The following is a 21,559-nucleotide window of genomic DNA, read 5'->3' on the forward strand; positions in this document are numbered from 1 at the left end:
CGGGTCCGGCCATGCCGGGCACCACGAGACGGCGCGCCGGATCGCACTGCCTCCGGCCGCCGTGCGTTAGCCGGCTTGCCGGGTGGACGCCGTCGCATCTTCCACAGCGGAACGAAGCGGCGCTTCCGCATGCGGCGACTCGCGCCGCGTCAGCTTGCCATCCACCGATGCGCCGCAATCCATCCGCAACTGCTGGTAGTAGATGTTCCCCGTCACGTGCGCATTGATCTGCAGTTCAACGAAGTGGTCGGCGATCACATCGCCGACGATCGTGCCGTTGACCACCACGTCGTAGCCGTGAACGTTGCCTTCGATCGAGCCGCGGTCGCTCAGCACGAGCAGCGTCTGACCGCCCGGCTGACCACTCACGTTGCCCTGCACGTGACCGTCGAGGCGCAGGCCGTCGCTGAATTGCAGATCACCGACGATTCGCACGTCATGCGCGATCAGTGTCGCGAGCTTGGTCTGCTGGATGCCCGGGGACTTTTTCTTGCTGAACATAATGGTCTCTGAAATAGGAAAGACGTTCGTCGCAGGGATTTTCATTGCGGCGAACCGCGACGAGGCCGCGCCGGTAAGCATGTTGTTCGGGTGTCTGCCCGGGATAGGTCCGCCTACCGGCGGACTGACGCCGCATTGCTTTGACCGCGCAGGAACTGCAGTTGCGCATTGAGCCGCGCGACCTCGGCGTTCGCGCTGTCCGCCGTCTTCTGCACGGCTGCGCGCGCCGCCGACTCCTGCGCGAGCGCCAGTTTTGTACGAACCAGTTCGGTCTGCTTCGCATCCTCGTCGACGGGCGCGACGGCACAGGGCAAAGGTGCGTCCCCGTTATTCAGACGCCACGCCGTGAGTGCCGCCGCGCCGGCGCCTGCGCTGAGCAGGCAGACGATTGCCCACGCGATCACGCGGTAAGCGAGCGGGCGCGCGGGACGCAGCGTGTACGTGCGGTGCGTCAGTGCAGTGGCGTCGCGCGTAGCGTGCCGTTCAGCCATGAGGAGGCGGCGCAAACAGCGCGAGGTAAGCAGCGGGATTGACGGGCGCGCCGTTGACCAGCACTTCGAAATGCAGATGCGGACCAGTCGAACGCCCGGTCGAACCGACATCGGCGATATGTTGGCGAGGCAGCACCAGATCGCCAACATGAACCACGATGCGCGACGCGTGGCCGTAGCGCGTGATCAGGCCATTGCCGTGATCGATCTCGACGGCGTTGCCATATCCGGATTTCTCGCCGGCGAACACCACGCGGCCGCCGGCTGCGGCGAGTATCGGCGTCCCCGTTTGAGCGACCAGATCGAGACCCGGATGGAAGCTCAACCGATGCGTGAACGGATCGATCCGGTTGCCGAACGGCGAGCCGAAGCGCGCGCCGTCGGCCGGCATGCGACCGGGGAACGCGGTGTACGCCATCGCGTGTTCGGCGGTTTGCTGTTCGAGCGCGGAGAGCGTCGCCGACAGGCAGTCCAGCTGTTCGCGCGTGTGTGCCTCGTCGGCGCGAGGGGGCGAAGCGGCCGCGTTATCCGCACAACGGCGCGGCGGCAGCGACGGACCGCCCTCGCCTTCGCTGTCGCCGGGATCGGCTTCGGACGCACCGCCCGGCGCAGCCTGAAGCGCCGGTGCATGGGGCGCACGCCGCGGCGTATTCAGGCGCGCTTCGAAGTCCTGCAGTGCGCCGACCTGTGCGGCCAGACGTTCGATACGCGGCTCGATCTGCGAGACGGACGCGTTCAGTTTGCCGAGTTGATCGATCGCGTAGTCGTGCTCGACGCGGTTCACAGCCTGCCCGTTGTTACTGACCGGCGCCGGCAGATGCCTGCCGATCACGACACCCGCCGCCAGCGAGAGAACCGCCGCGCCGCCTGCCGCGCCGGCTGCGAGACTCCACGCGGTACGGCGCGTGACGAAGCCGACCGAGCCGCTGGAAAGGCGATTGCCGGCGCGAAAGACGAAGGTCATCGGTGGCTCCCCGTTTGCAACGTGCACGGAGCGCGCGATGGGTGAGACACGCGAGACAGGTGCGTGATGGATGCCAGAGCGGCGGAGAGGACTGACTGCATACGACAGATCCGCCGATACAGGCTGGCGGCGATCATCAACAAAGGGCATTGATTATCACCCGTCGCTACGAAGTGCCATCTCAAATACAAGGCGCGGTTTCGCGGGTGACATCGCGTGGCGTGTGATGGGCTAGCACGTGCGATCGCATAGCGCGGTATGCGTGAGCACAATCCGTCTGCGCGAGCCGCCCGGCGAGCGAGCCTGCGGATGGAATGCTCCGTTCGCTCAGCTCAAATGCCCCGCGCGAGACGAATCCTTTCCAAAATGACTTGACTTTCGGTCCCAAAAAACTAATATACGCACCGCGTACATTTCCCGCGATTCATTTTCCAGAAGGTGTCTCCATGAGCGTTCCGCAGCAAGCCTTCCTACGCGATGCGATGCGTCGCCTGAACATGACCCGCGACACGTTCGCGAGCCGCATTGGCGTATCGCGGCGGGCGCTCGACACGTGGCTTCTGCCCGACGATTCGCAGGAATCGCGCGCCATGCCGGAGATCGTGGAGCGCTTCGTGTCGGAGATCGTCGTGCAGGGCGAGTCGGCGCAAACCTATACGCAGAGCGTAGACTCTCACTCTCTGGCCAGCCAGATGCTGTTCGAGGGCAAACCGCAGTTGCTGTCGGTCGATCAGTTCTCCCGGGAGTCGGTGGAAGCGCTCTTTCGCGTGGCGGACATCATGCAGCCCATCGCGCGCCGCCGGAAAATCTCCCGCGTGCTGGAAGGCGCGGTGCTCGGCAATCTGTTCTTCGAGGCCAGCACGCGCACGCGCGTGAGCTTCGGCGCGGCGTTCTGCCGGCTGGGCGGCTCGGTGTGCGACACAACCGGCTTCACGTTCTCGTCGATGGCGAAAGGCGAATCGATCTACGACACCAGCCGCGTGATGAGCGGCTATGTCGATGCGCTCGTGATCCGCCATCCGGAGCAGGGGTCGGTGGCCGAATTCGCGCGCGCGACCAACGTGCCGGTCATCAACGGCGGCGACGGTCCCGGCGAGCATCCGAGCCAGGCACTGCTCGATCTGTACACGATCCAGCGTGAGTTCTCGCGCCTCGGCAAGATCGTCGACGGCGCGCATATTGCGCTCGTCGGCGACCTCAAGTACGGGCGCACGGTCCATTCGCTCGTCAAATTGCTGGCGCTGTATCGCGGCATCAAGTTCACGCTGATTTCGCCGCCCATGCTCGACATGCCGGCTTATATCATCGAGCAGATTTCGCGCAACGGGCACGTGATCGAGCAGACGAACGATCTGGCGAGCGGCCTGCGCGGCGCCGACGTGGTGTACGCCACGCGCATCCAGAAAGAGCGCTTCACCGACGAGTCGTTCGAAGGCTATACGCCGGACTTCCAGATCAATCAGGCGCTCGTGGACAGCGTATGCGGCGCGGACACGTTGATCATGCATCCGTTGCCGCGCGACAGCCGGCCGGGCGCGAACGATCTGAGCGTGGATCTGAATCACGATTCGCGGCTTGCCATTTTTCGCCAGACCGACAACGGCATTCCGGTGCGAATGGCGATTTTCGCGGTATTGCTGGGCGTGGAAAAACTGGTTCAACATTCGATGCGCGACGCCGCGTGGCGACCGCCCGCCTATCTCGGCCCGGACGACGCCGTGTTTCATGGCATCGACTGAAATCAGCAGTGCAGAAAGCGGCGAGGCTCAGCCTGCGGCGCCGCCTGAGCCGATCGTGGCGCTGACCGCGTAGTGTCTGAACGCGCCAGCGAAGAACAGCACCTGATACCGCACCGCGTTCGACCAGTACGCCCACGTATGGCCGCCCGGACGCTCCGCGTAATCATGCGGCACGCCGAGTTCGACGAGCCTTTCGTGCAGCGTGCGATTCGATCCGACGAGCGAGTCGTCCACACCGCAATCGATCGTCAACGCGATATGCGCATCGCCGAAGCTCCTCGCGTTTGCGACGATCGCCTCGTTGTTCCAGAAATCCGCATGACGGGTCGGGTCGCCGAACACGTCGTCGATGCCCGGTTCATCTTCGCAGCCGCGCGGGTCCACCGCGCCGCTGATACTGCCCGCCGCGCCGAACTCGTCGGGCCGGTCCAGTGCAATATGCAATGCGCCGAATCCACCCATGCTCAGGCCCGTGATCGCGCGCGCCTGCCGCGCCGCGATCGTGCGGAAATGCGCGTCCACATAACGCACGACTTCGGTGCCGACATAGGTTTCGTAGAGGCTGCGGGGATCGACCGGACTGTCGATATACCAGCTTTCATGGCCGCCGTCGGGCATCACGAGGATCATGTGATAGCGGTCCGCCAGCTTGCCAATAGGCGAATTCGAGGTCCAGTCGGTATAGTCGCCGCCCGACCCGTGCAGCAGATAGACGACCGGGAAACGCTTGTCCGCCGGACCGCCCACATACACATCGGGCAGCACGACCGTCGCCTCGAACGACTTGTGCATCGCCATGCTGGGAATGGTGACCACGCGCGTCTGGTAAGCCCAAGCGGGCGCGGCGGTGAGAAGCGTCAGAATGAGCCAGAACGCACGCGCCAGATTCATAGTGTCGCTCTCCCCTTTCCGTGGCTGAAGCAAACCGCGTCGCACCCGGCGGCAAATTTCAGCGAACGACTCTAGCAACAGGGACTTACAACCATATTTCAGCCCAGCATACGATCCGTCAGGCTGTTAAGGCCGACGCTCGCCCGTTCCATGTGAGCCGCAAAACTGGTCTACGTCGCGACCCGTGCGGCCGCTCATGCATGCTGGCCGGCACCGCCGATCGCATCCAGCTTCGCGCGCACTTCCGCGCTCAGATCGAGATGCGCCGCCTGCAGGTTCTCGCGCAGATGCTGGACCGACGACGTGCCAGGAATCAGCAGCACATTCGGTGCGCGATGCAAAAGCCAGTTGAGCGCAAGCTGCATGGGTGTCGCGTTGACGGACTGCGCAAGCTCGGAGAGCTCCGACGACTGGATCGGCGTAAAGCCGCCCAGCGGAAAAAACGGCACATAAGCAATGCCTTGCGCGGCGAGGTTGTCGATCAACCCATCGTCATGCCGATGCACGAGGTTGTAGTGGTTCTGCACGCAGACAATCTTTGCGATCCGCTGCGCTTCTTCGATTTGCGTGGGTGTGACATTGCTCAGGCCGATATGGCGAATCAGGCCGCGTTGCTGGAGTTTGGCAAGCACGGTGATTTCCTTTTCGATCGACCCTTCGGACGGCGCATGAATGTCGCCCATGATCCGCATATTGACGATTTCCAGCACATCCAGACCGAGATTGCGCAGGTTGTCGTGAACGCCGCGCTTCAGATCCTCCGGTGAAATTGCCGGCAACCAGCCGCCCTGACTGTCACGCACCGCGCCGAGTTTGGTCACGAGCACGAGATCGTCCGGATAAGGATGCAGCGCTTCGCGGATCAGCTGATTGGTGACGTGCGGGCCGTAGAAGTCGCTGGTATCGATGTGATTGACGCCCGCCGCGACTGCTTCGCGCAGCACGGCGAGTGCTGCGTCGTGGTCCTTCGGCGGCCCGAACACGCTTGGGCCCGCCAGCTGCATTGCGCCATAACCCATGCGCCGAACCGTGCGTCCGGCCAGCTCGAATGTGTCGGAATAAGTGGCATTTGCCATCACGCTCTCCTTGATAAGTGGCTGACGCCGAGTATGGACCGGATTGCGGTGTTCAATAAACAGGGCTAACGTGCACGGGTTGTTCAATCTTTTGCACAAAGACCTGATGGAACTCAACGATCTTGCTGCCTTCGTTTCTGTTGCGCGTGCCGGCGGCTTTCGGGACGCCGCGCGCGTGAGCGGCGTGTCCGCGTCGAGCCTGAGCATCGCCGTACGGCGGCTCGAAACCAGGCTCGGCCTGCGGCTGCTCAACCGCACGACGCGCAGCGTCGCGCCGACCGAGGCGGGGATGCGTCTGCTCGAAAAGTTGACGCCGTTATTCAGCGAGATGGAAGCCGCGCTGGACGTGCTCAACGGCTTTCGGGACAAACCCAGCGGCACGCTGAAGCTGAACGTGCCCTCGAGCGCCGCGCGCATCGTGTTGCCGGGCATCATTGCGCCGTTCCTGAAAACTTACCCGGATATTCGGGTGGAAGTGGTGGTGGAGGATGGTTTCGTCGACGTACTGTCGGTTGGGTGCGACGCGGGGATTCGCTACGACGAGCGGCTCGAGCAGGACATGATCGCGATACCGGTCGGCCCGCGCATTCAACGCTTCGCAACAGCCGCGGCGCCCGCTTATCTCGACGCGCATGGGCGCCCGGACCATCCGCGCGAGTTACTCGATCATGCTTGCCTGCGCGGCCAGTTCTCAGGCGGCGCCATGCCGACGTGGTTCTTCGAGCGCGACGGCGAAGTGCTTGCGTTAAATCCTGCGGGCCCGTTACTGGTTCGGCCAGGCGCTGCGATCGATCTTGCCGTCAGCGCGGCGGTGGCGGGCGTCGGCGTCGTCCATCTGTTCGAAGACATGCTGCGCGTGCATCTCGACAGCGGCGCGCTCGAACCGATTCTCGTGCCGTGGTGGCAGACATTTTCGGGTCCATTTCTCTATTACCCTGGGCGGCGGCATTTACCCGCGCCGTTGCGTGCCTTTGTCGATTTCTTGAAGGAAAGCAATTCGGCCAGTGAGTCCAAAAGTTCTCTCTTCAATTAGTTGCGGATACAACTTGGTAATAAATACGGCCTTCCGGAGAACGCTTCTCTTTTTGCTATGCAGGCTCTCCGCTAATGGCCGTTGTTGAGGCAGAATAGCGTCGCTGTCAGCTTGATCAGGGTTCGTCCTAAGTTTCACATCACACAGGCAGGTGTTGCGCAAACGTTTGGTGTGATGCAAGATGAAACGCAAGCGCAGGCCGATCTTTCATTGGCTTTGCAGTAAATTCTTCCCAGTCGCTTCCGCGTTTTTCCTCTCCGCTTTCCCCGCTCTGAAATAAGCACTTTTCTCTCTATCAAGGGGGAGCAAAGCTGCGACGTCTTTCGGCAATTCCAATAAAAACTTTAGCCCGAATTGAGCCATGTTTCGGGTCGTATTTAAGTAAATTCTTTTTGCCCTTTCTGGCTACGATTGGCCTCACTTCCCTGGATGTCGTGCAATCGCATCATCGAAGAGGAAGCCTTCAACATGGAAAAGGGGTTAATCAAATGCGTCAACTGATGAAGCGCTTTGCAAAGGACGAACGTGGCGTCAGCGCCATTGAGTATGCAATTCTCGCGGCATTGATCGTCGGTGCGGTAACGGCCGGCGCAATCACGATGAAGGGCAACATCACCACGCTGTTCGCCACGAGCAACACAAAGATCACGAGCGCAAACACTGCTGCTGCCCGGTAAGTGTGAGCACGGCGGTGCTGTTGCATCGCACCGCCGCCACTTGAGTCCAATTCGTGTCCACTCTCATCCGTCTTCTCGCCAGCGTCGCGCTCTGCGCGCTCGCGGCTCATGACATCCGCCATCGCCGGCTGCCGACGCGGCTCGTCGCCGTGGTGGGCGCGCTTTATTTCGTCGACGCGTTAATCGCGGGCGACTCGCTTCACCTCATTCTTTCGCATGGCGCGGTCGCACTCGCCGTGTTCGCCATCGGCTTCGTGCTGTTCGCGCTGCGCTGGATCGGCGGCGGCGACGTCAAGCTGGCCGCTGCGATTTTTGTGTGGACCGGCACTGCGCTCGCGTGGCCCGTCCTGCTGCTGATTTCTGTTGCAGGCCTGCCGCTGGCCGCCTGCAGCCTCGTCGCAACCCGCCTTACTCGCCGACGCGAGCGCGCCAACGCGGCAGCTTTCGCCGCTTCGGCCGCCGTGGGCACTGCCGCTGCCACCGACCGGCAACCACTCAGGCCGCGCAGCGCCGGCGACAAACTCGCCTACTGGCTCTCCGCAAAGCGCGGCGTGCCATATGGCGTTGCACTTGCGTTGGGCGGTACCGCTGGTTTGTGGTTGCCCGTGATTTTCCGTTTGCCTCGTTTCTAAGCTTCCAGCCCCGGCCGCCGTCATGTCCAATACATTCAAACTCCTGTTGCTGGTCGTGGCTGCAGGCATTTTTGCGGTTCTTGCCCGCACGCTGTTTCTGAACGCGTCGAGCAACACGCCCGCGCCGGTCGAGTCGAGCAAGATGATTCGCGTCGCGGGCGCGGATCTGCCCGAAGGCCTGTTGCTGCGTGACAGCGATTTCGGCTGGCGCAGCGTCGAGAACGGCGATGTGCCGAGCGGCGCGATCGTCAAGGGGGCGGAGGGCACGGAACTGAAAGGCGCACTGTTGCGCCATCCCATTACGAAAGGCACGGTGATCGTGAGCGCGGACGTGATTCCCGCGAATGACCCGGGTTTCCTCGCCGCAACGCTGAAACCGGACATGCGCGCCGTCTCCGTGGCAATCGACGACGTGTCGGGCAACGCCGGTCTGATCCAGCCAGGCGATTACGTCGATCTGTTGATGACCCAGCAACTGGATCGGCAGGACGCGTCGCGCGATATGTCGATCACGAGCGAAACCGTCGCCCAGCGGGTGCGCGTGCTCGCGGTGGGGTCGCAATTCCAGCGCCCCAAGGGCAACACCTCCGATGTGGATTCGCACGGCACCGCGCGCACCGTCACGCTCGAAGTCACGCCGCACCGCGCCGAAGTGATCGCCGTGGCCGCCAAACTCGGCAGCCTCTCGCTCGCGCTGCGCAGTTTTGCGCGCACGGCGGTGGTGAACGCGGCCAGCGATGCGATCGAAGACGCGCCGCCGCCGGTGTACGCCGGTGACATCACGCACGCCGCGCGCGTACAGCGCGCGAGCGCACCCGCGACGCAACCCGAGGCCGTACGCGCCGTGCCAGTCGATGCTCCGGTGCAGGTGTTCCGCGGTTCGGACAAGAGCGCGGTCGGCAGCGAGTCGGGCGGTGCGTGGAGTTCGGGCACGCCGCCGCTGCCGCCCATTCCGTCCGGCATGGCGCTGCCCGGCGCCGTCAAGCAGACACCGTCCGGGCAGCCGGCGAAGAGTAACAGCGGCAATGGCGGCAATGGCGGCGGCATCAAGCCCATCGCGCAACAGTTTGTCGACGGCGTTCCGGTGGCGCAATGAGCCCCATCATGATTGCACGTCGCTTCGAATCGAATGCTTCACCGGAACTACCTGTCATGTCTGTTTCGCACAAGTCGCTCTGCGCCGCCGTTCTGCTGTCGTTCACTGCGTCGCTCGCGTGCGCGGCAGGCCACGCGGCTGTCCTCGAAGCGCCCCATTCGCCGGCTCGCACGCCGATCGTCGCGCACGCCGCTGCGTCATCGCAGCAGTCCGCGGCCGCAGGCAACGAAGCGCAACTGACCGTGGCTGCCGGGAAAGGTGAGATGGTCCGCCTGACGGAGCCCGCCACTGCCGTGTTCGTGGCCGATCCCGAAATCGCCGACGTGAACGTGCCGAATCCGCGCGCGGTGTTCGTGCTCGGCAAGAAAGCCGGCACGACGACGCTGTATGTACTCGGCGCCAACAACAAGCAGGTGTTGCGGCAGACCATCGTGGTGAGCCAGGACGTGACCACGCTCGATTCGATCCTGCGCGCCCGCTTCCCTGCCCTGCATCTGCAACTGATCAGCGCGCCAGGCTCGCTGATGATTTCCGGTGACGTGGACAACGCCGCCGAAGCCGACGCGATCGTCCAGACGCTCACACCGTATCTGAAAGAAAAGGAACAGCTGATCAACCGGCTGTCAATTCCGCGTCCGCTGCAGGTTCAGTTGCGCGTGCGGATCACGGAGATCGATCGCAACGTCACGCAGCAGCTCGGCATCAACTGGAACACGATCAGCAACTTTGCCGGCAACTTTTCGACCGGCGTGTTCAGCGGCCGCCAGATCCTGAACCTGAACACCACGCCGACCACGATCAACCTGCCGAGCAACAACAACTTTTCGTTCCTCGGCGGTTTCAGCACGGGGCATAGCTCGATCCAGGCGCTGATCGACGCGCTGAACCAGGAGGGCCTCATCTCCGTGCTGGCGGAGCCGAATCTGGTCGCGCTCTCGGGCCAGACCGCGAGCTTTCTCGCAGGCGGCGAGTTTCCGATTCCGATCCAGCAGCAGGACAACGCAATCACGGTCGAATTCAAGCAGTTCGGCGTGAAGCTCGATTTCACGCCCACCGTGCTGGCCGATAACCATATCAGCCTGAAAGTGCGGCCCGAAGTCAGCCAGCTCGATTCGACCGCGAGCATCACGACCGGCGGCATTACGATTCCGGGGCTGTCGGTGCGCCGCCTCGATACCACCGTCGAGTTGTCCAGCGGGCAGAGCTTCGCGATTGGCGGCCTGTTGCAGGCCAACACCAACGACGTGATCTCGCAGGTGCCCGGACTCGGTTCGCTGCCGGTGCTCGGCAAACTGTTCACGTCGACGAACTATCAGAACAACAAGACCGAACTGGTCGTCATCGTGACCCCGTACATCGTGCAGCCGGTCGATCCGGGCCGGCTGCGCACGCCGACGGATTCGATGGCGGTGCTCAGCCCGAGCAGCGACGTCGAGTACACCTATCAGAAGAAGATCGGACTGGATCCGCTGTCCGCTCACACGCCTCGCCTCGTCGGCGCGGCCGGCTTCATTTACTGAGCCCGCACCATGAATGCCACTCGCTCACTGATCTGCGCCGCGCTCGGCGTGGCCGCCTGCACGCTGCTCGGCGGCTGCTTCACCAAGCCGTCGATCGGCATGCCGGACGCGTCCACGCTGTCGTATGACGGCCACTCGGTCATCGGTCCGGACTGCGCCGAACTGGAACGCAAGTCGCTCGTCTCGAACGCGGGTTTTCGCCGTCCGAGCATCGCGTTCGGCTGCGCGACCTATAGCAACCTGGCCGCACAGATCGCGCGCCCGGCCGACATCGTGACGCCGCTGCCGCTCGGCCCCGCGGACGGCGCGGTCGCCGCCGCCGGCGTGCGCCGCTACCAGACGGACCAGGTTACGCCGCTCGACGCGACCACCACGCGTCAACAGGAAAAGCCGTGATGACCCCGATCCTTCGCAGGAACGCAATATGAGTCTCATCAGCCTGATCAAACCCGGCGCCGCGCAAGCCACCAAGTCGTGCGAATTTCTCGCCTTCGTGGCCGATCGCGACAGCGAAGGCGCGGTCCGCCGCTACGTGCTCGACCACATGCTGCCGCATGCGCACGTGGCAGTGGGCGACATCGACGCGGCAATCGAATTTCTCAAAAGCGCCGAACGCTCGCCGTCGCGGCTGCTCGTGGACATCACGGGCTCGTCGATGCCCGTGTCCGATCTCGCGCGGCTCGCGCAGGTATGCGAACCGTCGGTCAAGGTGTTCGTGCTCGGCGATCGCAACGACGTCGGCCTGTTCCGCAACCTGCTGCAACTCGGCGTGACCGACTACATGGTCAAGCCGATCGCGCTCGAACTGCTGCAGCGCACGCTCGACGGCGACACCAGCGCCACGATCAGCTCGGGGCGCGCCGGCAAGGTGGTGAGCTTCATCGGCACGCGCGGCGGTGTGGGCGTGACCACACTCGCACTCTCGATCGGTCAGCATCTCGCCACGGACACGCACCGCCGGGTCGCCTATATCGACGTGAATCTGCGCGGCGGCGCGGTGCACTCGCTGCTCGGTCTCGAAAGCAACAACGGACTTGCAGACGCGCTCACCAACGTGCACCGGCTTGACCCCCAGTATCTGGAGCGCACGCTGCTCTCCAAGGGCAACCGCTTCTTCGTGCTGTCGGCCGAACTCGATTACGGTGCGGATTTCACGCCGCCGCCAGGGGGCCTCGCCGCGCTGATCGGCGTGCTGAAAAACAGCTTCCACTATGTCGTGCTCGACGTGCCGAACGTGCAGTCCGCCATCGCCGAAGAGGCCATCTCGGCTTCACGCCGCGTGTTCGTGGTCGGCGACCACTCGGTGCATTCCGCGCGGCATGCACCGCGCCTGTTCCGCTATATCGAGAGCCGCTCGGGCACGCCGGCCGCTTCGCTGGTTCTGAACAATCCTGCGCCTGCCATCGCCGCCCAGGTCAAAACCAACGACTTCATGCAGGCGGTAGGCCGCGTGGTTCAGGCCGAAGTGCCTTACGACGGGCGCGCCGTGCAAACCGCCGAGAACCTCGGCGACGCCGGCCGCGTCGCGTCCTCGTCGGCGTTCGGCGCCGCGATCGAACAGCTGAGCGCCGAGCTGACCGGACAGCCGGTACTCGCGCAGTCAGGCTGGCTCTCGCGCCGCCTCAAACGCAGGAGCGCATGATGTTCGGACAGAAAGGCGATACGCTCGACACCGCGTCGCAATCCAGCGCGCTGGACGCGCTCAACGCAATCGACCGCGCCGCGTCACTGCCGTCGAACAAGGCGGAAGCGGGTGCGCCTGCCCATCACGGCAGCCACGCGCCGCACGCTTCGCACACTCCACACACTTCGCACGCGCCGGCCAGCAGTGCGCCGGCCGCTGTCTCCGGCATCGCGGGTCTTGGCGCGGCGAGCTTCACGAGCAACGAAGGCAACGAAGCGCTGATCCGCTCCGAAAACTTCCGGATCATCCGCACGGCCGTGTATGCCGGGATGAACGTGTCGGCAGTGGTCGCGCAATCGCGTCCGCAGGTTCGCAAGGGCATCGAACAGATCGGTGCGCAGATCGTCGAACGCGATCGCCTGAATGTGACGCAGGTCGAACTGAACCAGATCGTCGACGAGATCCTGAACGACATGTTCGGCGTCGGCCCGATCGAACCGCTGCTCGCCGACGATACCGTCACCGACATTCTGGTGAACGGCTCCGACCAGGTGTACGTGGAACGTCACGGAAGGCTGGAGTTGACGCCGCTGAAGTTCCGCGACAACGCGCACGTGGTGAACGTCGCGCAGCGCATCGCCGCGGCGGTCGGGCGGCGCGTGGACGAGAGCAGTCCGATGGTCGACGCGCGTCTGGCCGACGGCAGCCGCGTCAACGTGGTACTGCCGCCGCTCGCGTTGCGCGGCGCATGTATCGCGATCCGGAAGTTCAGCAAGCGCAACATCACGCTCGCGCGGATGGCGCAGCAGGGCAATCTGTCCGAACCCATGATGCGCGTGCTCAAGATCGCGAGCGCCTGCCGTCTGAATACGATCATTTCGGGCGGCACGGGCTCCGGCAAAACCACGCTGCTCAACGCGATGTCGCACTTCATCGACGCGCGCGAACGCATTCTCACCATCGAAGACGCCGCCGAACTGCAGCTGCAGCAGCCCCACGTGGTAAGCCTCGAAACGCGCCCGGACAATACCGAGGGCTTTGGCGGCGTGAACCAGCGCGATCTCGTGAAGAACGCGCTGCGGATGCGGCCTGACCGGATCATCCTCGGTGAAACGCGCGGCGCGGAAGCATTCGACGTGCTGCAGGCAATGAATACCGGCCACGACGGCTCGATGACCACGGTCCACGCGAACACGCCGCGCGACGCGCTCACGCGGATCGAAAGCATGGTGATGATGGCCAACGGCAATCTGCCGCTGCTGTCGATCCGCCGCCAGATCGCGAGCGCGGTGAACCTGATCCTGCAGATCGAGCGGATGCGCGACGGTATGCGCCGCATTACGCGCGTCACCGAAGTGGCCGGCATGGAAGGCGACGTGATCATCACGCAGGACCTGTTCACTTTCCGCTACGACGCAAGCTCTTTCAACGAGGAAGTCAAGGGCACGTTCGAAGTGTCGTCGGTGCGGCCCGCGTTTTCGGCGCGCGCTGCCTATTACGGCCTTGAAGAAGCGCTTCAGGAAGCGATGCAGTCATGAGCCCGGTCGATATCGTCACCGCCTCGGTCTTCGTCGGCTCGCTGCTGGTGGGCCTGATCGTGCGCATTCTGATCGGCTCGGCGCGCTCGAGCGCGCCCGCGCTCATCAAGGCGCGCCTCGCCGTGATCGCGCAGCACCACGGCGCACGCGACAGCATCGCCGGCGAACGCGCGGCAAGCGGATTTCGCGCGCAGGTGAGCAACCACCCGGCCAAGGCGTGGCTCGACGCGCGTCTGGACCGGCTGAAGATCGTCGCAGGACCGCGCGGCGTCGTGATCGTGGCGAGCGCCGCGGTGACGATGTACTCCGCCAGCGTCGCCGCGCTGCATTACTCGCCGCTGCCCGGCTGGGGCACGCCGCTCGCGGCGCTCGCGATCATGGTGTTCCTGACGGTGCGTCTGTATCAGAAGCTCGTCGCGCATTATCAACTGCGCTTCATCAACGCGTTTCCCGACACGCTCGACCTCATCATCCGCGCGGTGCGCGCGGGCGTGCCCGTCGCCCAGGCCATCGTCGCGGCGGGCAACGAGGGCGCCGAGCCGGTGCGCTCCGAATTCAACACGATGGGTAACTCGCTGAAGGTCGGCATCGGCGTGGACGAGGTGCTCGAAGTGGCCGTGAAGCGCATCCAGATTCCCGATTTCTCGTTCTTCTCCGTATGCCTACTGCTGCAACGCGAGACAGGCGGCCAGCTGGGAGAAACGCTCGAGAACCTCTCCGCGATCATTCGCGCGCGCCGCGATCTGCGGCTCAAAACCCGCGCGCTGACCGGCGAAACCCGCGTGGCCAGCAAGATCATCGCCGCGGTGCCGTTCGTGATTCTGGGGATTCTTTATCTGGTCAGCCGCGATTACGTGATGCTGCTGTTCTCCGAACCGTCCGGGCACACCATTCTGGTGACGGCAGCGGGACTACTCGCCACGGGCCTGTTCGTGATCGCGAAGATGTCCAATCTCGACGGCGCCCGCTGAACGCTCAGGACCGACCATGCCCTTCTCCGCCAGAAACCTGCTCGATCTCGGCCTGTGCGCGCTGCTGTTGACGCTCGCGTACGTCTATTACCGCGTGCGCAGCGGCCCTGCGGAGCGCGTGGCCGATCGCGTGCGCATGCTGAACGCGCTGAAAATCACCACCACGAGTGAGATCGAAGAGACCGACGACACGCTGACAAAGCGCCTCCTCAGGCGCATTGCCGACCTCGGCGAGCGTTTGCCGCTGCTTGACGCGAAGCGCCGCGCGGCGCTCACCCGAACCCTCGTGCGCGCGGGTTTTCGCAGCCGCCGTGCCACCGCGCTGCTGGTCGCGACCAAGTTCTTCGCGGGCCTCGCGTTCGCGATTCCTGCATTCATCGTCTTTGCCGATGTGCCGAATTTCGGCGAGTACTTCATCATGCGCGCGTTCGCCTTTCTGGGCGGCTTCATGATCGGCATGATCGTTCCCGAGTATGCGCTCGCGTGGTACTCGCGGCGCCGTCGCAACGAGATTTCTCTCTATCTGCCTGACGCGCTCGACCTGCTCGTGATCTGCACGAACGCCGGCAACAGTCTGAGCGTGGCGATCCGGCGCGTGTCGTCCGAAATCGCGCTGATGGCGCCGGCGCTCGCGCAGGAGCTCACCTTCACCGCGAACGAACTGCAACTCGGCGGCGACAGTACCGCTGTACTGCGCAACTTCGCGGAACGTGTCGATCTGCCCTCGGCGCGCAGCCTCGTTTCCACGCTCATTCAATCGATGCAATACGGCACGCCGATCACCCAGGCGCTGCGGGTGCTCTCACGCAGCGAACGCGCCGCGCGCCTGATGGCCATGGAAGAAAAAGCCGCCAAGCTACCCCCGAAGATCACGCTGCCCATGATGATCTTCATCCTGCCGACGGTCGTCATGATCGCGTGCGGCCCCGCAATCCTGACGCTGGGGTCGGTATTCAAAGACCTGCTCAAATGAACTCAACACTCGTCGCCCGCGCCGCGCTGTGCGCCTCCGCCCTGCTCGCCGCCACGCTGCTCGCAGCCTGCGGTTCATCCGCGCCGCGCGCGCAGATTCCCATGCCACGGCCCACGGTGCTCAACACGTCGCCCAGCACGGCAAGCGAGTTGCACATCGCGAACACCGCGCTGCAAGGCGGCAACGTGCAGATGGCCGCGTCCATCTACGAGCGCGAGCTGGCCGCGCACCCGGATTCGACCGAGGCGCTGCTTGGTCTCGCCGAAGCGAACTATATCGAGGGCGACATGAGCCACGCGCGCGCGCTCTACGAACGCGCCGGGCAGATCGCGAAGGGCGCGCGCGGCCCGCGTCTCGGCCTCGCGCGTGTCGCGATCCGCGAGCGCCGCTTCGCCGATGCGATCCTGCTGTATCAGCCGCTCGTCGCCGCCAATCCGGCGGACGCGGTCGCATATGCGGGTCTCGGCACCGCGTACGACATGAGCGGGCGGCATAGCGACGCGCAGTCGGTGTATCGCAAGGGTCTCGTCGCCACGCCGGGCGACGTCGCGCTGCGCACGAATCTCGGACTCTCACTGGTGCTCGATGGCCAGCCGCGCGAAGGTGCGAACCTGCTGCTCGACGTCGCGAACAGCCCGAGCGCACCGCCGCAGGCGCGTCAGAATCTCGCGCTCGCCTACGGCGTGCTCGGCAACGACGACGCGGCCGGCCGGATCCTGTCGGTCGATCTGCCGAAAGGGTCGGTCAACGACGATCTGCGCTATTACGACGCCGTCCGTGCATTGCTGGCGAAGCAGCCCGCGTCCGACGCGCCGCCCGTGCGTGGCCCGGCCGCGACCGACACCGGCATCGCGCCCTAGACTGACCAAGGCTACCCGTGCACGCTCGCTTCCGCACACTGTTCAGGCCGGGCCGCGCCCTCGGGCGTGCGCTGCACCGCGTCGTCCGGCGACTGCGCACGGACGACCGCGCGGTGACCGCGGTCGAATTCGCACTCGTGTCGCCGGTAGTCGTGTTCCTGTTGCTGGGACTCGTGGAAACCGGCCTCGACCTGTGGGTCGATGCGACGGTCGAAACCGCAGTGCAACGCGCGTCGCGCCTGGGCATCACCACGCTGCCGCCCACCGGCGAGGCCAACATGCAGGACGCGGTCAACGACAGCATCAAGAACACGATGTCCGTCTGGCTGCCGCGTGCGTTGACGTTCAACATCACCAGCAAGGTCTATCCGTCTTACGACGGCTCGGCGGGCGCGGAGCCTTATACGGACGTCGGCCATGTCGGCCACTACGTGCAAGGCGACCCTTTCGTCGACGTGAACAAGAACGGTGTCTGGGACGCCGATCTCGGCGTGAACGGCACGGGTAATTACGACGACGTGGTGAGCTACACGGTGACGATCACCATGTCCAGTTTCACCGGCATTCCCGAATTGTTTGGCATTCCTCAACTGGTATTTTCACGCACGTTCATCGTGCAGAACGAACCTTCATCATGATGCGCTCACTGATTCGCCGCTGCCGTCAGCGCGCCGGACGCTCCGGCGTCAAACGCTTCTGGCTCTCCGATCACGGCGTGGCCGGGATCGAAACGGCCGTCCTGGTGCCGCTCATTCTGCTGATGATGCTCGGCTTCACCGAACTGTATCTGTATTTGCGCACCATCTCGGCTGCCGAGCGCGTGGCCTTCACGCTCGCGGACACCATCGGGCAGAAACCGAGCATCGCCAACGTGAACAACACGGCAAGCGCGAACAACATCGGCACGTACTGGTATGCAGCGGACGCGATCGCCAGGCCGCTCGATTTCGCCAACCGCGGCGAGGTGATCATCACGTCGATCTGCGATTCGGTATCAAACAACTGCACCGATCCGGACGCACTCGGCAAAGTAGGCGATAAAGGTGTGCCGGCGAAACTCTGGCGAGTCGTCTCGCCGAAGGCCGGGGCGAACAGCCCCAATCAGAAATCGCGGCTGCCGGCAGGCTTCACGCCCCCGGCGTGGCCTTTCTATAGCGGTGACTCGGCGATCGCGGTGGAGGTCTTCTACCAGTTCAATCCCTATCTGATGACCTCTGCGTTCTGGGCCGATGCGCCAGGCGTCGTCACGGTCTACGAGGTGGTGTACGCACGGCCGCGCAAGACGGTGGTTCAACTCACTTCATCATGAGCGCCCTCCCGCCACCGTCCCGGACAGTCATGCCATCCACGTCATCCCCGCTGGCCACCTTGCCGACGCCGCGTGCGGTTCGCGGCGTCGCGTCACTCATGACACGCATTTCACGAGCACTGCGTGCATGCTGCTCTGCACGCTCGCGAATTGGCGAGCGCGGCGCGGTCACGCCGGTCTTTGCCGTCTGCACCGGGCTGATCCTGATGTGCCTGCTCGGCGGAATCGATCTGATGCGCACGCACCTGATGCAGTCGAGGCTGCAGAACGCGCTCGACGCCGCGACGATCGCGGCCAGCGTGAACCTGAGCCTCTATCCGACCTTGCAAGGCAGCGAGTTGACCGCGTGGAAGACCAATGCGTACAACTATCTGATGGGCAACATACCGGACGGCTACGTCGGCGGAACGGTTGATCCAGATAGCTTCACGGCGAGTGTCAGCGGCTCGCTAGGCGCCGGGCAGATCGTTTCCGTGCAGGTCAACGCCACCGTGCCGCTGTGGTCTGCCGGCCTGCTGTCGATTGCGTCGAACACGGTCACCGCGTCGAATCAGGCGATGCGTCGCAACGAAACCAATCTCGAACTGGTGATGGCGCTCGACAACACCGGCTCGATGGGCAACAGCGCGACGGGCAACGGCGGCGCGAGCAAGATCCAGGGCTTGCGCGACGCCGCCTCCACGCTCGTTACGCTGATGCTCGGCGACGGCAGCACGCCGCCTCCCGGCAACGCGGTGATCGGTCTCGTGCCGTTCGCGAGTACCGTGAACGTCAAAAGCATTGCCAGCGCCAGCAACTGGTTCGGGCCGCTGCCTTCGTTCAACACGAATGGCGTTAGCGAAAGCAACTGGTCGGGCTGCGTGATCGAACCGCGCCTGAACAGCAGCGGACAGCCCGATGAACAGAACGGCGTGCTGGATATACAGACCTATAAGCCCGGGGCAAAACTCTTCAAGAAGTACTACTACAACGCGCCGTCCACGGGAATGCAGGTGCAGACCTGTGCGAGCGGCTCATTTCAGACCTGCGAGTCCAATTCGTCCTCGCCGGACACCACCGTGAACAGCGTGCCGTTCGCGATCAACTCGAACGGCAAACCCAATCCGAATGGCGAGCCCGGCAACATTTACGCAACGGACCCCTACTCGGGTCTCACACGGGTCTGGGCGCAGCGCAGCGCCACCACCAACTCCACGTACACGCAAAACGCCGACTGCATCTCGCAGAAGGTGGTCTTCCTGAGTTCGGATCAGTCCGCCCTCAGCACCGCCATTAAAGGCATGAACGCGGCCGGCTCGACGATCATTCCGCTTGGCATCCTGTGGAGTTGGCGCATGCTTTCGCCCGACTGGGCCGGACCCACGGGTTGGGGCAGCCCGACTCTGCCCTATCCGACCGACAAGCTGGGACTCAAGCGCGTGCTGATCGTACTCACCGACGGCCAGAATCAGGTGAGCGGTACCGGCACCTTCCCGAACGCGATCTATTTCAACGGACTGAGCGGCGTGGGCAACGCGACGCTACCCGTGCCGAGCGTCACGCGCAGCGACAGTACGTCGTTGGCCAATGGGCGCATCGACTCGGCGGAATTACATAACAATAGTCCGACCGACCCAAGCGCCGGAAATGCGGGCTATGTCGACGATCTGAATACGTTCCAGCTCGCGCTATGCACCAAAATGAAGGCCGAGGGCATCATCATCTATGCGATTACGTTCGGCGCGGATTCGGCGAGCAGCGAGGCGCAGAAGTCGATGCTCGCCTGCGCGACCGACGCGAATCACTATTTTCACGCGCCGGATAACGCGACGCTGCAGCAAACGTTCGGACAGATCGCTGGCGGTTTGAGCGAGCTGCGGCTCGTGAAGTGAAGCCGGGGCGGCCCGGCGGTCGAACGGTACGGTGCAATGCGCGCGGCACACCTGCGAAGCACGCTGGCGCAGACGGTCACGCCTTGATCGCGAGCGCCGCCGCGCCGCTCCGCCGCTGCGCCACGCGCGACGGATCATCTGCGCCGGCTGCACAGCTGCCCGACCGTGGTCAGAAAAAGCTCCGCGCCGACGGGTTTGCGCAGACAGACGTCCCAATCACGCACCTCGATCATCGGCGGCGGCACCGCCGTATGAATCAGGATCGGCACGTTGGCTATCGCCGGCATTGTTCTCAGGCGGCGGCATAGCTCGGCGCCGTCCATCAAAGGCATCATCCAGTCGGTAATAATCAGGTCAGGGACACCGGCGGTCACACGCTCGACCGCCTCGACGCCGTTGCTCGCGCATTGCACCTCATAACCTTCGTTTTCAAGTATTAGCCGCCACGCCGCGAGAATCTCCGGCTCGTCGTCCACTAGCAGAATTGAATGCATCACGGGCCGCCGAGTTAAAACGTTATTGTCATCGCCCGCAGCAGTTGCAAGACCTGTTCCACGCAGGCCGATCGAGGTGATAATGACGCCAACCGCCACCGCTCGCGACATTTTTTCCACGTGAGACAAGAGTCCGGCCCGTTCTGCTGCGGGAATTAACAGAGACGCGGGTCTCCTCCTGATCGCGCATAGGGTCGAACGAGCACGGACGGTGTGAATCGAGCCGGATTCGTTGTAGAAACTTCACTTCAACACGTCACGACGGACGCGCAATTCCTTTGCGCTCTCCGGTTTCCGGACATCCCGACCCATTTCACCCCCTATTACGGAGACGATTGCATGCTGGAGATTCGGGCCGCCCGCTTTCCCGATGAGACCGATGCCGTGCGCGCGATTTTTCGCGAATATGGACAGAGCCTGAACATCGATCTGAGCTTTCAGGATTTTGAAACGGAACTGGCCGACCTGCCCGGCAAGTTCGCCGCACCGCGCGGCTAGGTTTTGCTCGCGCAGGAGGCGGGCGAGATTCTCGGCTGCGTTGCGCTGCGGCCGTTGGAGGGCACGCTCTGCGAAATGAAGCGGCTGTATGTGCGGCCTTCCGGCCGCGGCCGACAAGTGGGACGGCGGCTGGCTACGCTGATCTGCCAGCTAGCGAAAGACGCGGGTTACACGCATATTCGTCTCGATACGCTTTCGGACATGCAGTCAGCGCGACAGCTTTATGCGTCTCTTGGATTCCAGCCAATCGCGCCGTATGTGTTCAACCCGATTCCAGGCGCGTTGTTTCTCGAGTGCGATCTCACGGCCGCGCGCGGATCTGCAGCCAATAGCGATCAGGCTTAGAACGGCCCACGGCTCGCGAGTTGTGCGTACTCGTCCTTGAGCGTCTTGATGCGTTCCTGATAGACGGTCTGCAAACACGCGCGGTTGGCGCCGCAGGCGTGGCGTTGCTTCAACCACGCCTGCTGGGCTTCCCCCATGTCGCCACGCGTGCCCATGGCGACGAGGCCGGTGATCATCTGAAACCGCACGGACATTTCCACGTCCATTTCACTGAGCGATCGCGAAGCGCAGATAGCTTTCTCGTCGGGCTGCCGCGCGCGCGTACAGTCGAAGCTGGCAGCGAACGCTGGCAGCGATGTGGTCGCCAACGCTAGCAGCATCGCCACGCGTGATGCGCGCCTGGTATGGCGACCGGGCTTTATCGTCATTGAGATTCCTCGCGTGAAAGACGGGCAGAAAGAACGGCGCACGAAGTGACATGGGAGCGCGCCCGATACGCGCTCAGCTCGCATGCTT

General features: G+C 63.8%; 22 protein-coding genes and 1 pseudogene. 16 read left to right on the forward strand and 7 right to left on the reverse strand.

The window, feature by feature from the left end; genetic code table 11:
- Positions 1-66: 66 nt before the first annotated feature.
- From AAGS40_RS21900 to AAGS40_RS21910, 3 genes are all read right to left on the reverse strand, one after another.
- A complete protein-coding gene (locus AAGS40_RS21900; RefSeq protein WP_345814942.1) occupies positions 67-501 on the reverse strand; it encodes a polymer-forming cytoskeletal protein in 435 nt (144 codons plus the stop codon).
- A gap of 113 nt (positions 502-614) precedes the next feature.
- Positions 615-992, reverse strand: coding sequence for a hypothetical protein (locus AAGS40_RS21905; protein WP_345814943.1), 378 nt, complete (start codon positions 990-992; stop codon positions 615-617).
- Positions 985-1,956 carry a peptidoglycan DD-metalloendopeptidase family protein gene (locus tag AAGS40_RS21910; protein WP_345814944.1) on the reverse strand — a complete coding sequence of 324 codons (972 nt, stop codon included), beginning with the start codon at positions 1,954-1,956 and terminating at the stop codon, positions 985-987. Before AAGS40_RS21910 ends, AAGS40_RS21905 begins: the two co-directional genes overlap by 8 nt.
- Before the next feature lie 446 nt (positions 1,957-2,402).
- Here AAGS40_RS21910 and AAGS40_RS21915 point away from each other — a divergent pair, with 446 nt between their 5' ends.
- Entirely contained in the window at positions 2,403-3,695 is a 1,293-nt protein-coding gene (locus AAGS40_RS21915) for an aspartate carbamoyltransferase (protein WP_345814945.1), read from the forward strand.
- Positions 3,696-3,722: 27 nt separating this feature from the next.
- Here the strand turns inward: AAGS40_RS21915 and AAGS40_RS21920 are convergent, their stop codons facing one another.
- Positions 3,723-4,586: an alpha/beta hydrolase family protein gene (locus AAGS40_RS21920; protein WP_345814946.1), complete on the reverse strand. Its 864-nt coding sequence runs from the start codon at positions 4,584-4,586 to the stop codon at positions 3,723-3,725.
- Between the two features lie 194 nt (positions 4,587-4,780).
- Complete coding sequence (locus AAGS40_RS21925; protein WP_345814947.1) at positions 4,781-5,662, reverse strand: aldo/keto reductase family oxidoreductase; 882 nt, start codon at positions 5,660-5,662, stop codon at positions 4,781-4,783.
- Positions 5,663-5,768: 106 nt separating this feature from the next.
- Between AAGS40_RS21925 and AAGS40_RS21930 the strand changes: the two genes are divergently transcribed.
- The 14 genes from AAGS40_RS21930 (at position 5,769) to AAGS40_RS21995 (ending at position 19,766) form a co-directional block, all read left to right on the forward strand.
- Complete coding sequence (locus AAGS40_RS21930; RefSeq protein WP_345814948.1) at positions 5,769-6,695, forward strand: LysR family transcriptional regulator; 927 nt, start codon at positions 5,769-5,771, stop codon at positions 6,693-6,695.
- Between the two features lie 500 nt (positions 6,696-7,195).
- Positions 7,196-7,372 (forward strand): Flp family type IVb pilin, encoded by a 177-nt coding sequence (locus AAGS40_RS21935; protein ID WP_345814949.1) that lies wholly within the window; start codon positions 7,196-7,198, stop codon positions 7,370-7,372.
- A gap of 53 nt (positions 7,373-7,425) precedes the next feature.
- Positions 7,426-8,004: a prepilin peptidase gene (locus AAGS40_RS21940; RefSeq protein WP_345814950.1), complete on the forward strand. Its 579-nt coding sequence runs from the start codon at positions 7,426-7,428 to the stop codon at positions 8,002-8,004.
- Between the two features lie 22 nt (positions 8,005-8,026).
- Complete coding sequence (gene cpaB / locus AAGS40_RS21945; protein ID WP_345814952.1) at positions 8,027-9,100, forward strand: Flp pilus assembly protein CpaB; 1,074 nt, start codon at positions 8,027-8,029, stop codon at positions 9,098-9,100.
- A gap of 56 nt (positions 9,101-9,156) precedes the next feature.
- Entirely contained in the window at positions 9,157-10,620 is a 1,464-nt protein-coding gene (locus AAGS40_RS21950) for a type II and III secretion system protein family protein (protein WP_345814953.1), read from the forward strand.
- A 9-nt stretch (positions 10,621-10,629) separates the two neighbouring features.
- The gene (locus AAGS40_RS21955; RefSeq protein ID WP_345814954.1) at positions 10,630-11,016 is read left to right on the forward strand and encodes a CpaD family pilus assembly lipoprotein; all 387 of its coding nucleotides are present in this window, start codon (positions 10,630-10,632) and stop codon (positions 11,014-11,016) included.
- A 28-nt stretch (positions 11,017-11,044) separates the two neighbouring features.
- Positions 11,045-12,262, forward strand: a complete 1,218-nt coding sequence (locus AAGS40_RS21960) for an AAA family ATPase (protein WP_345814955.1) — start codon at positions 11,045-11,047, stop codon at positions 12,260-12,262.
- A complete protein-coding gene (locus AAGS40_RS21965) occupies positions 12,259-13,782 on the forward strand; it encodes an ATPase, T2SS/T4P/T4SS family (protein ID WP_345814956.1) in 1,524 nt (507 codons plus the stop codon). Before AAGS40_RS21960 ends, AAGS40_RS21965 begins: the two co-directional genes overlap by 4 nt.
- On the forward strand, positions 13,779-14,753 hold the full coding sequence (locus AAGS40_RS21970; RefSeq protein ID WP_345814957.1) for a type II secretion system F family protein: 975 nt from the start codon (positions 13,779-13,781) through the stop codon (positions 14,751-14,753). Before AAGS40_RS21965 ends, AAGS40_RS21970 begins: the two co-directional genes overlap by 4 nt.
- Before the next feature lie 16 nt (positions 14,754-14,769).
- Positions 14,770-15,726 (forward strand): type II secretion system F family protein, encoded by a 957-nt coding sequence (locus AAGS40_RS21975; RefSeq protein ID WP_345814958.1) that lies wholly within the window; start codon positions 14,770-14,772, stop codon positions 15,724-15,726.
- Positions 15,723-16,586: a tetratricopeptide repeat protein gene (locus tag AAGS40_RS21980; RefSeq protein WP_345814959.1), complete on the forward strand. Its 864-nt coding sequence runs from the start codon at positions 15,723-15,725 to the stop codon at positions 16,584-16,586. The genes AAGS40_RS21975 and AAGS40_RS21980 overlap by 4 nt, the downstream gene beginning before the upstream one ends.
- Before the next feature lie 17 nt (positions 16,587-16,603).
- A complete protein-coding gene (locus AAGS40_RS21985) occupies positions 16,604-17,224 on the forward strand; it encodes a TadE/TadG family type IV pilus assembly protein (protein ID WP_345814960.1) in 621 nt (206 codons plus the stop codon).
- Positions 17,221-17,895, forward strand: coding sequence for a pilus assembly protein (locus AAGS40_RS21990; protein WP_345814961.1), 675 nt, complete (start codon positions 17,221-17,223; stop codon positions 17,893-17,895). Before AAGS40_RS21985 ends, AAGS40_RS21990 begins: the two co-directional genes overlap by 4 nt.
- A 98-nt stretch (positions 17,896-17,993) precedes the next feature.
- Positions 17,994-19,766: a pilus assembly protein TadG-related protein gene (locus AAGS40_RS21995; RefSeq protein WP_345814962.1), complete on the forward strand. Its 1,773-nt coding sequence runs from the start codon at positions 17,994-17,996 to the stop codon at positions 19,764-19,766.
- 134 nt (positions 19,767-19,900) lie between these two features.
- On the opposite strand, the gene AAGS40_RS22000 is transcribed toward AAGS40_RS21995, so the two are convergent.
- Positions 19,901-20,371, reverse strand: coding sequence for a response regulator (locus AAGS40_RS22000; RefSeq protein WP_345816541.1), 471 nt, complete (start codon positions 20,369-20,371; stop codon positions 19,901-19,903).
- A gap of 228 nt (positions 20,372-20,599) precedes the next feature.
- On the opposite strand from AAGS40_RS22000, the pseudogene AAGS40_RS22005 reads away from it, so the two are divergent.
- Positions 20,600-21,103, forward strand: a pseudogene (locus tag AAGS40_RS22005) (GNAT family N-acetyltransferase).
- Here the strand turns inward: AAGS40_RS22005 and AAGS40_RS22010 are convergent.
- Entirely contained in the window at positions 21,100-21,555 is a 456-nt protein-coding gene (locus tag AAGS40_RS22010) for a lysozyme inhibitor LprI family protein (protein WP_345814963.1), read from the reverse strand. The pseudogene AAGS40_RS22005 and the gene AAGS40_RS22010 overlap by 4 nt on opposite strands.
- Positions 21,556-21,559: the final 4 nt, after the last annotated feature.

Source organism: Paraburkholderia sp. PREW-6R, from assembly GCF_039621805.1.
Lineage (GTDB): Bacteria > Pseudomonadota > Gammaproteobacteria > Burkholderiales > Burkholderiaceae > Paraburkholderia.

Coding starts and splice junctions, on each gene's coding strand:
- AAGS40_RS21900 (WP_345814942.1), bottom strand. CDS start 501: ATGTTCAGCAAGAAAAAGTCCCCGGGCATCCAGCAGACCAAGCTCGCG.
- AAGS40_RS21905 (WP_345814943.1), bottom strand. CDS start 992: ATGGCTGAACGGCACGCTACGCGCGACGCCACTGCACTGACGCACCGC.
- AAGS40_RS21910 (WP_345814944.1), bottom strand. CDS start 1,956: ATGACCTTCGTCTTTCGCGCCGGCAATCGCCTTTCCAGCGGCTCGGTC.
- AAGS40_RS21915 (WP_345814945.1), top strand. CDS start 2,403: ATGAGCGTTCCGCAGCAAGCCTTCCTACGCGATGCGATGCGTCGCCTG.
- AAGS40_RS21920 (WP_345814946.1), bottom strand. CDS start 4,586: ATGAATCTGGCGCGTGCGTTCTGGCTCATTCTGACGCTTCTCACCGCC.
- AAGS40_RS21925 (WP_345814947.1), bottom strand. CDS start 5,662: ATGGCAAATGCCACTTATTCCGACACATTCGAGCTGGCCGGACGCACG.
- AAGS40_RS21930 (WP_345814948.1), top strand. CDS start 5,769: ATGGAACTCAACGATCTTGCTGCCTTCGTTTCTGTTGCGCGTGCCGGC.
- AAGS40_RS21935 (WP_345814949.1), top strand. CDS start 7,196: ATGAAGCGCTTTGCAAAGGACGAACGTGGCGTCAGCGCCATTGAGTAT.
- cpaB (WP_345814952.1), top strand. CDS start 8,027: ATGTCCAATACATTCAAACTCCTGTTGCTGGTCGTGGCTGCAGGCATT.
- AAGS40_RS21950 (WP_345814953.1), top strand. CDS start 9,157: ATGTCTGTTTCGCACAAGTCGCTCTGCGCCGCCGTTCTGCTGTCGTTC.
- AAGS40_RS21955 (WP_345814954.1), top strand. CDS start 10,630: ATGAATGCCACTCGCTCACTGATCTGCGCCGCGCTCGGCGTGGCCGCC.
- AAGS40_RS21960 (WP_345814955.1), top strand. CDS start 11,045: ATGAGTCTCATCAGCCTGATCAAACCCGGCGCCGCGCAAGCCACCAAG.
- AAGS40_RS21965 (WP_345814956.1), top strand. CDS start 12,259: ATGATGTTCGGACAGAAAGGCGATACGCTCGACACCGCGTCGCAATCC.
- AAGS40_RS21970 (WP_345814957.1), top strand. CDS start 13,779: ATGAGCCCGGTCGATATCGTCACCGCCTCGGTCTTCGTCGGCTCGCTG.
- AAGS40_RS21975 (WP_345814958.1), top strand. CDS start 14,770: ATGCCCTTCTCCGCCAGAAACCTGCTCGATCTCGGCCTGTGCGCGCTG.
- AAGS40_RS21980 (WP_345814959.1), top strand. CDS start 15,723: ATGAACTCAACACTCGTCGCCCGCGCCGCGCTGTGCGCCTCCGCCCTG.
- AAGS40_RS21990 (WP_345814961.1), top strand. CDS start 17,221: ATGATGCGCTCACTGATTCGCCGCTGCCGTCAGCGCGCCGGACGCTCC.
- AAGS40_RS21995 (WP_345814962.1), top strand. CDS start 17,994: ATGACACGCATTTCACGAGCACTGCGTGCATGCTGCTCTGCACGCTCG.
- AAGS40_RS22000 (WP_345816541.1), bottom strand. CDS start 20,371: ATGTCGCGAGCGGTGGCGGTTGGCGTCATTATCACCTCGATCGGCCTG.
- AAGS40_RS22010 (WP_345814963.1), bottom strand. CDS start 21,555: ATGCGAGCTGAGCGCGTATCGGGCGCGCTCCCATGTCACTTCGTGCGC.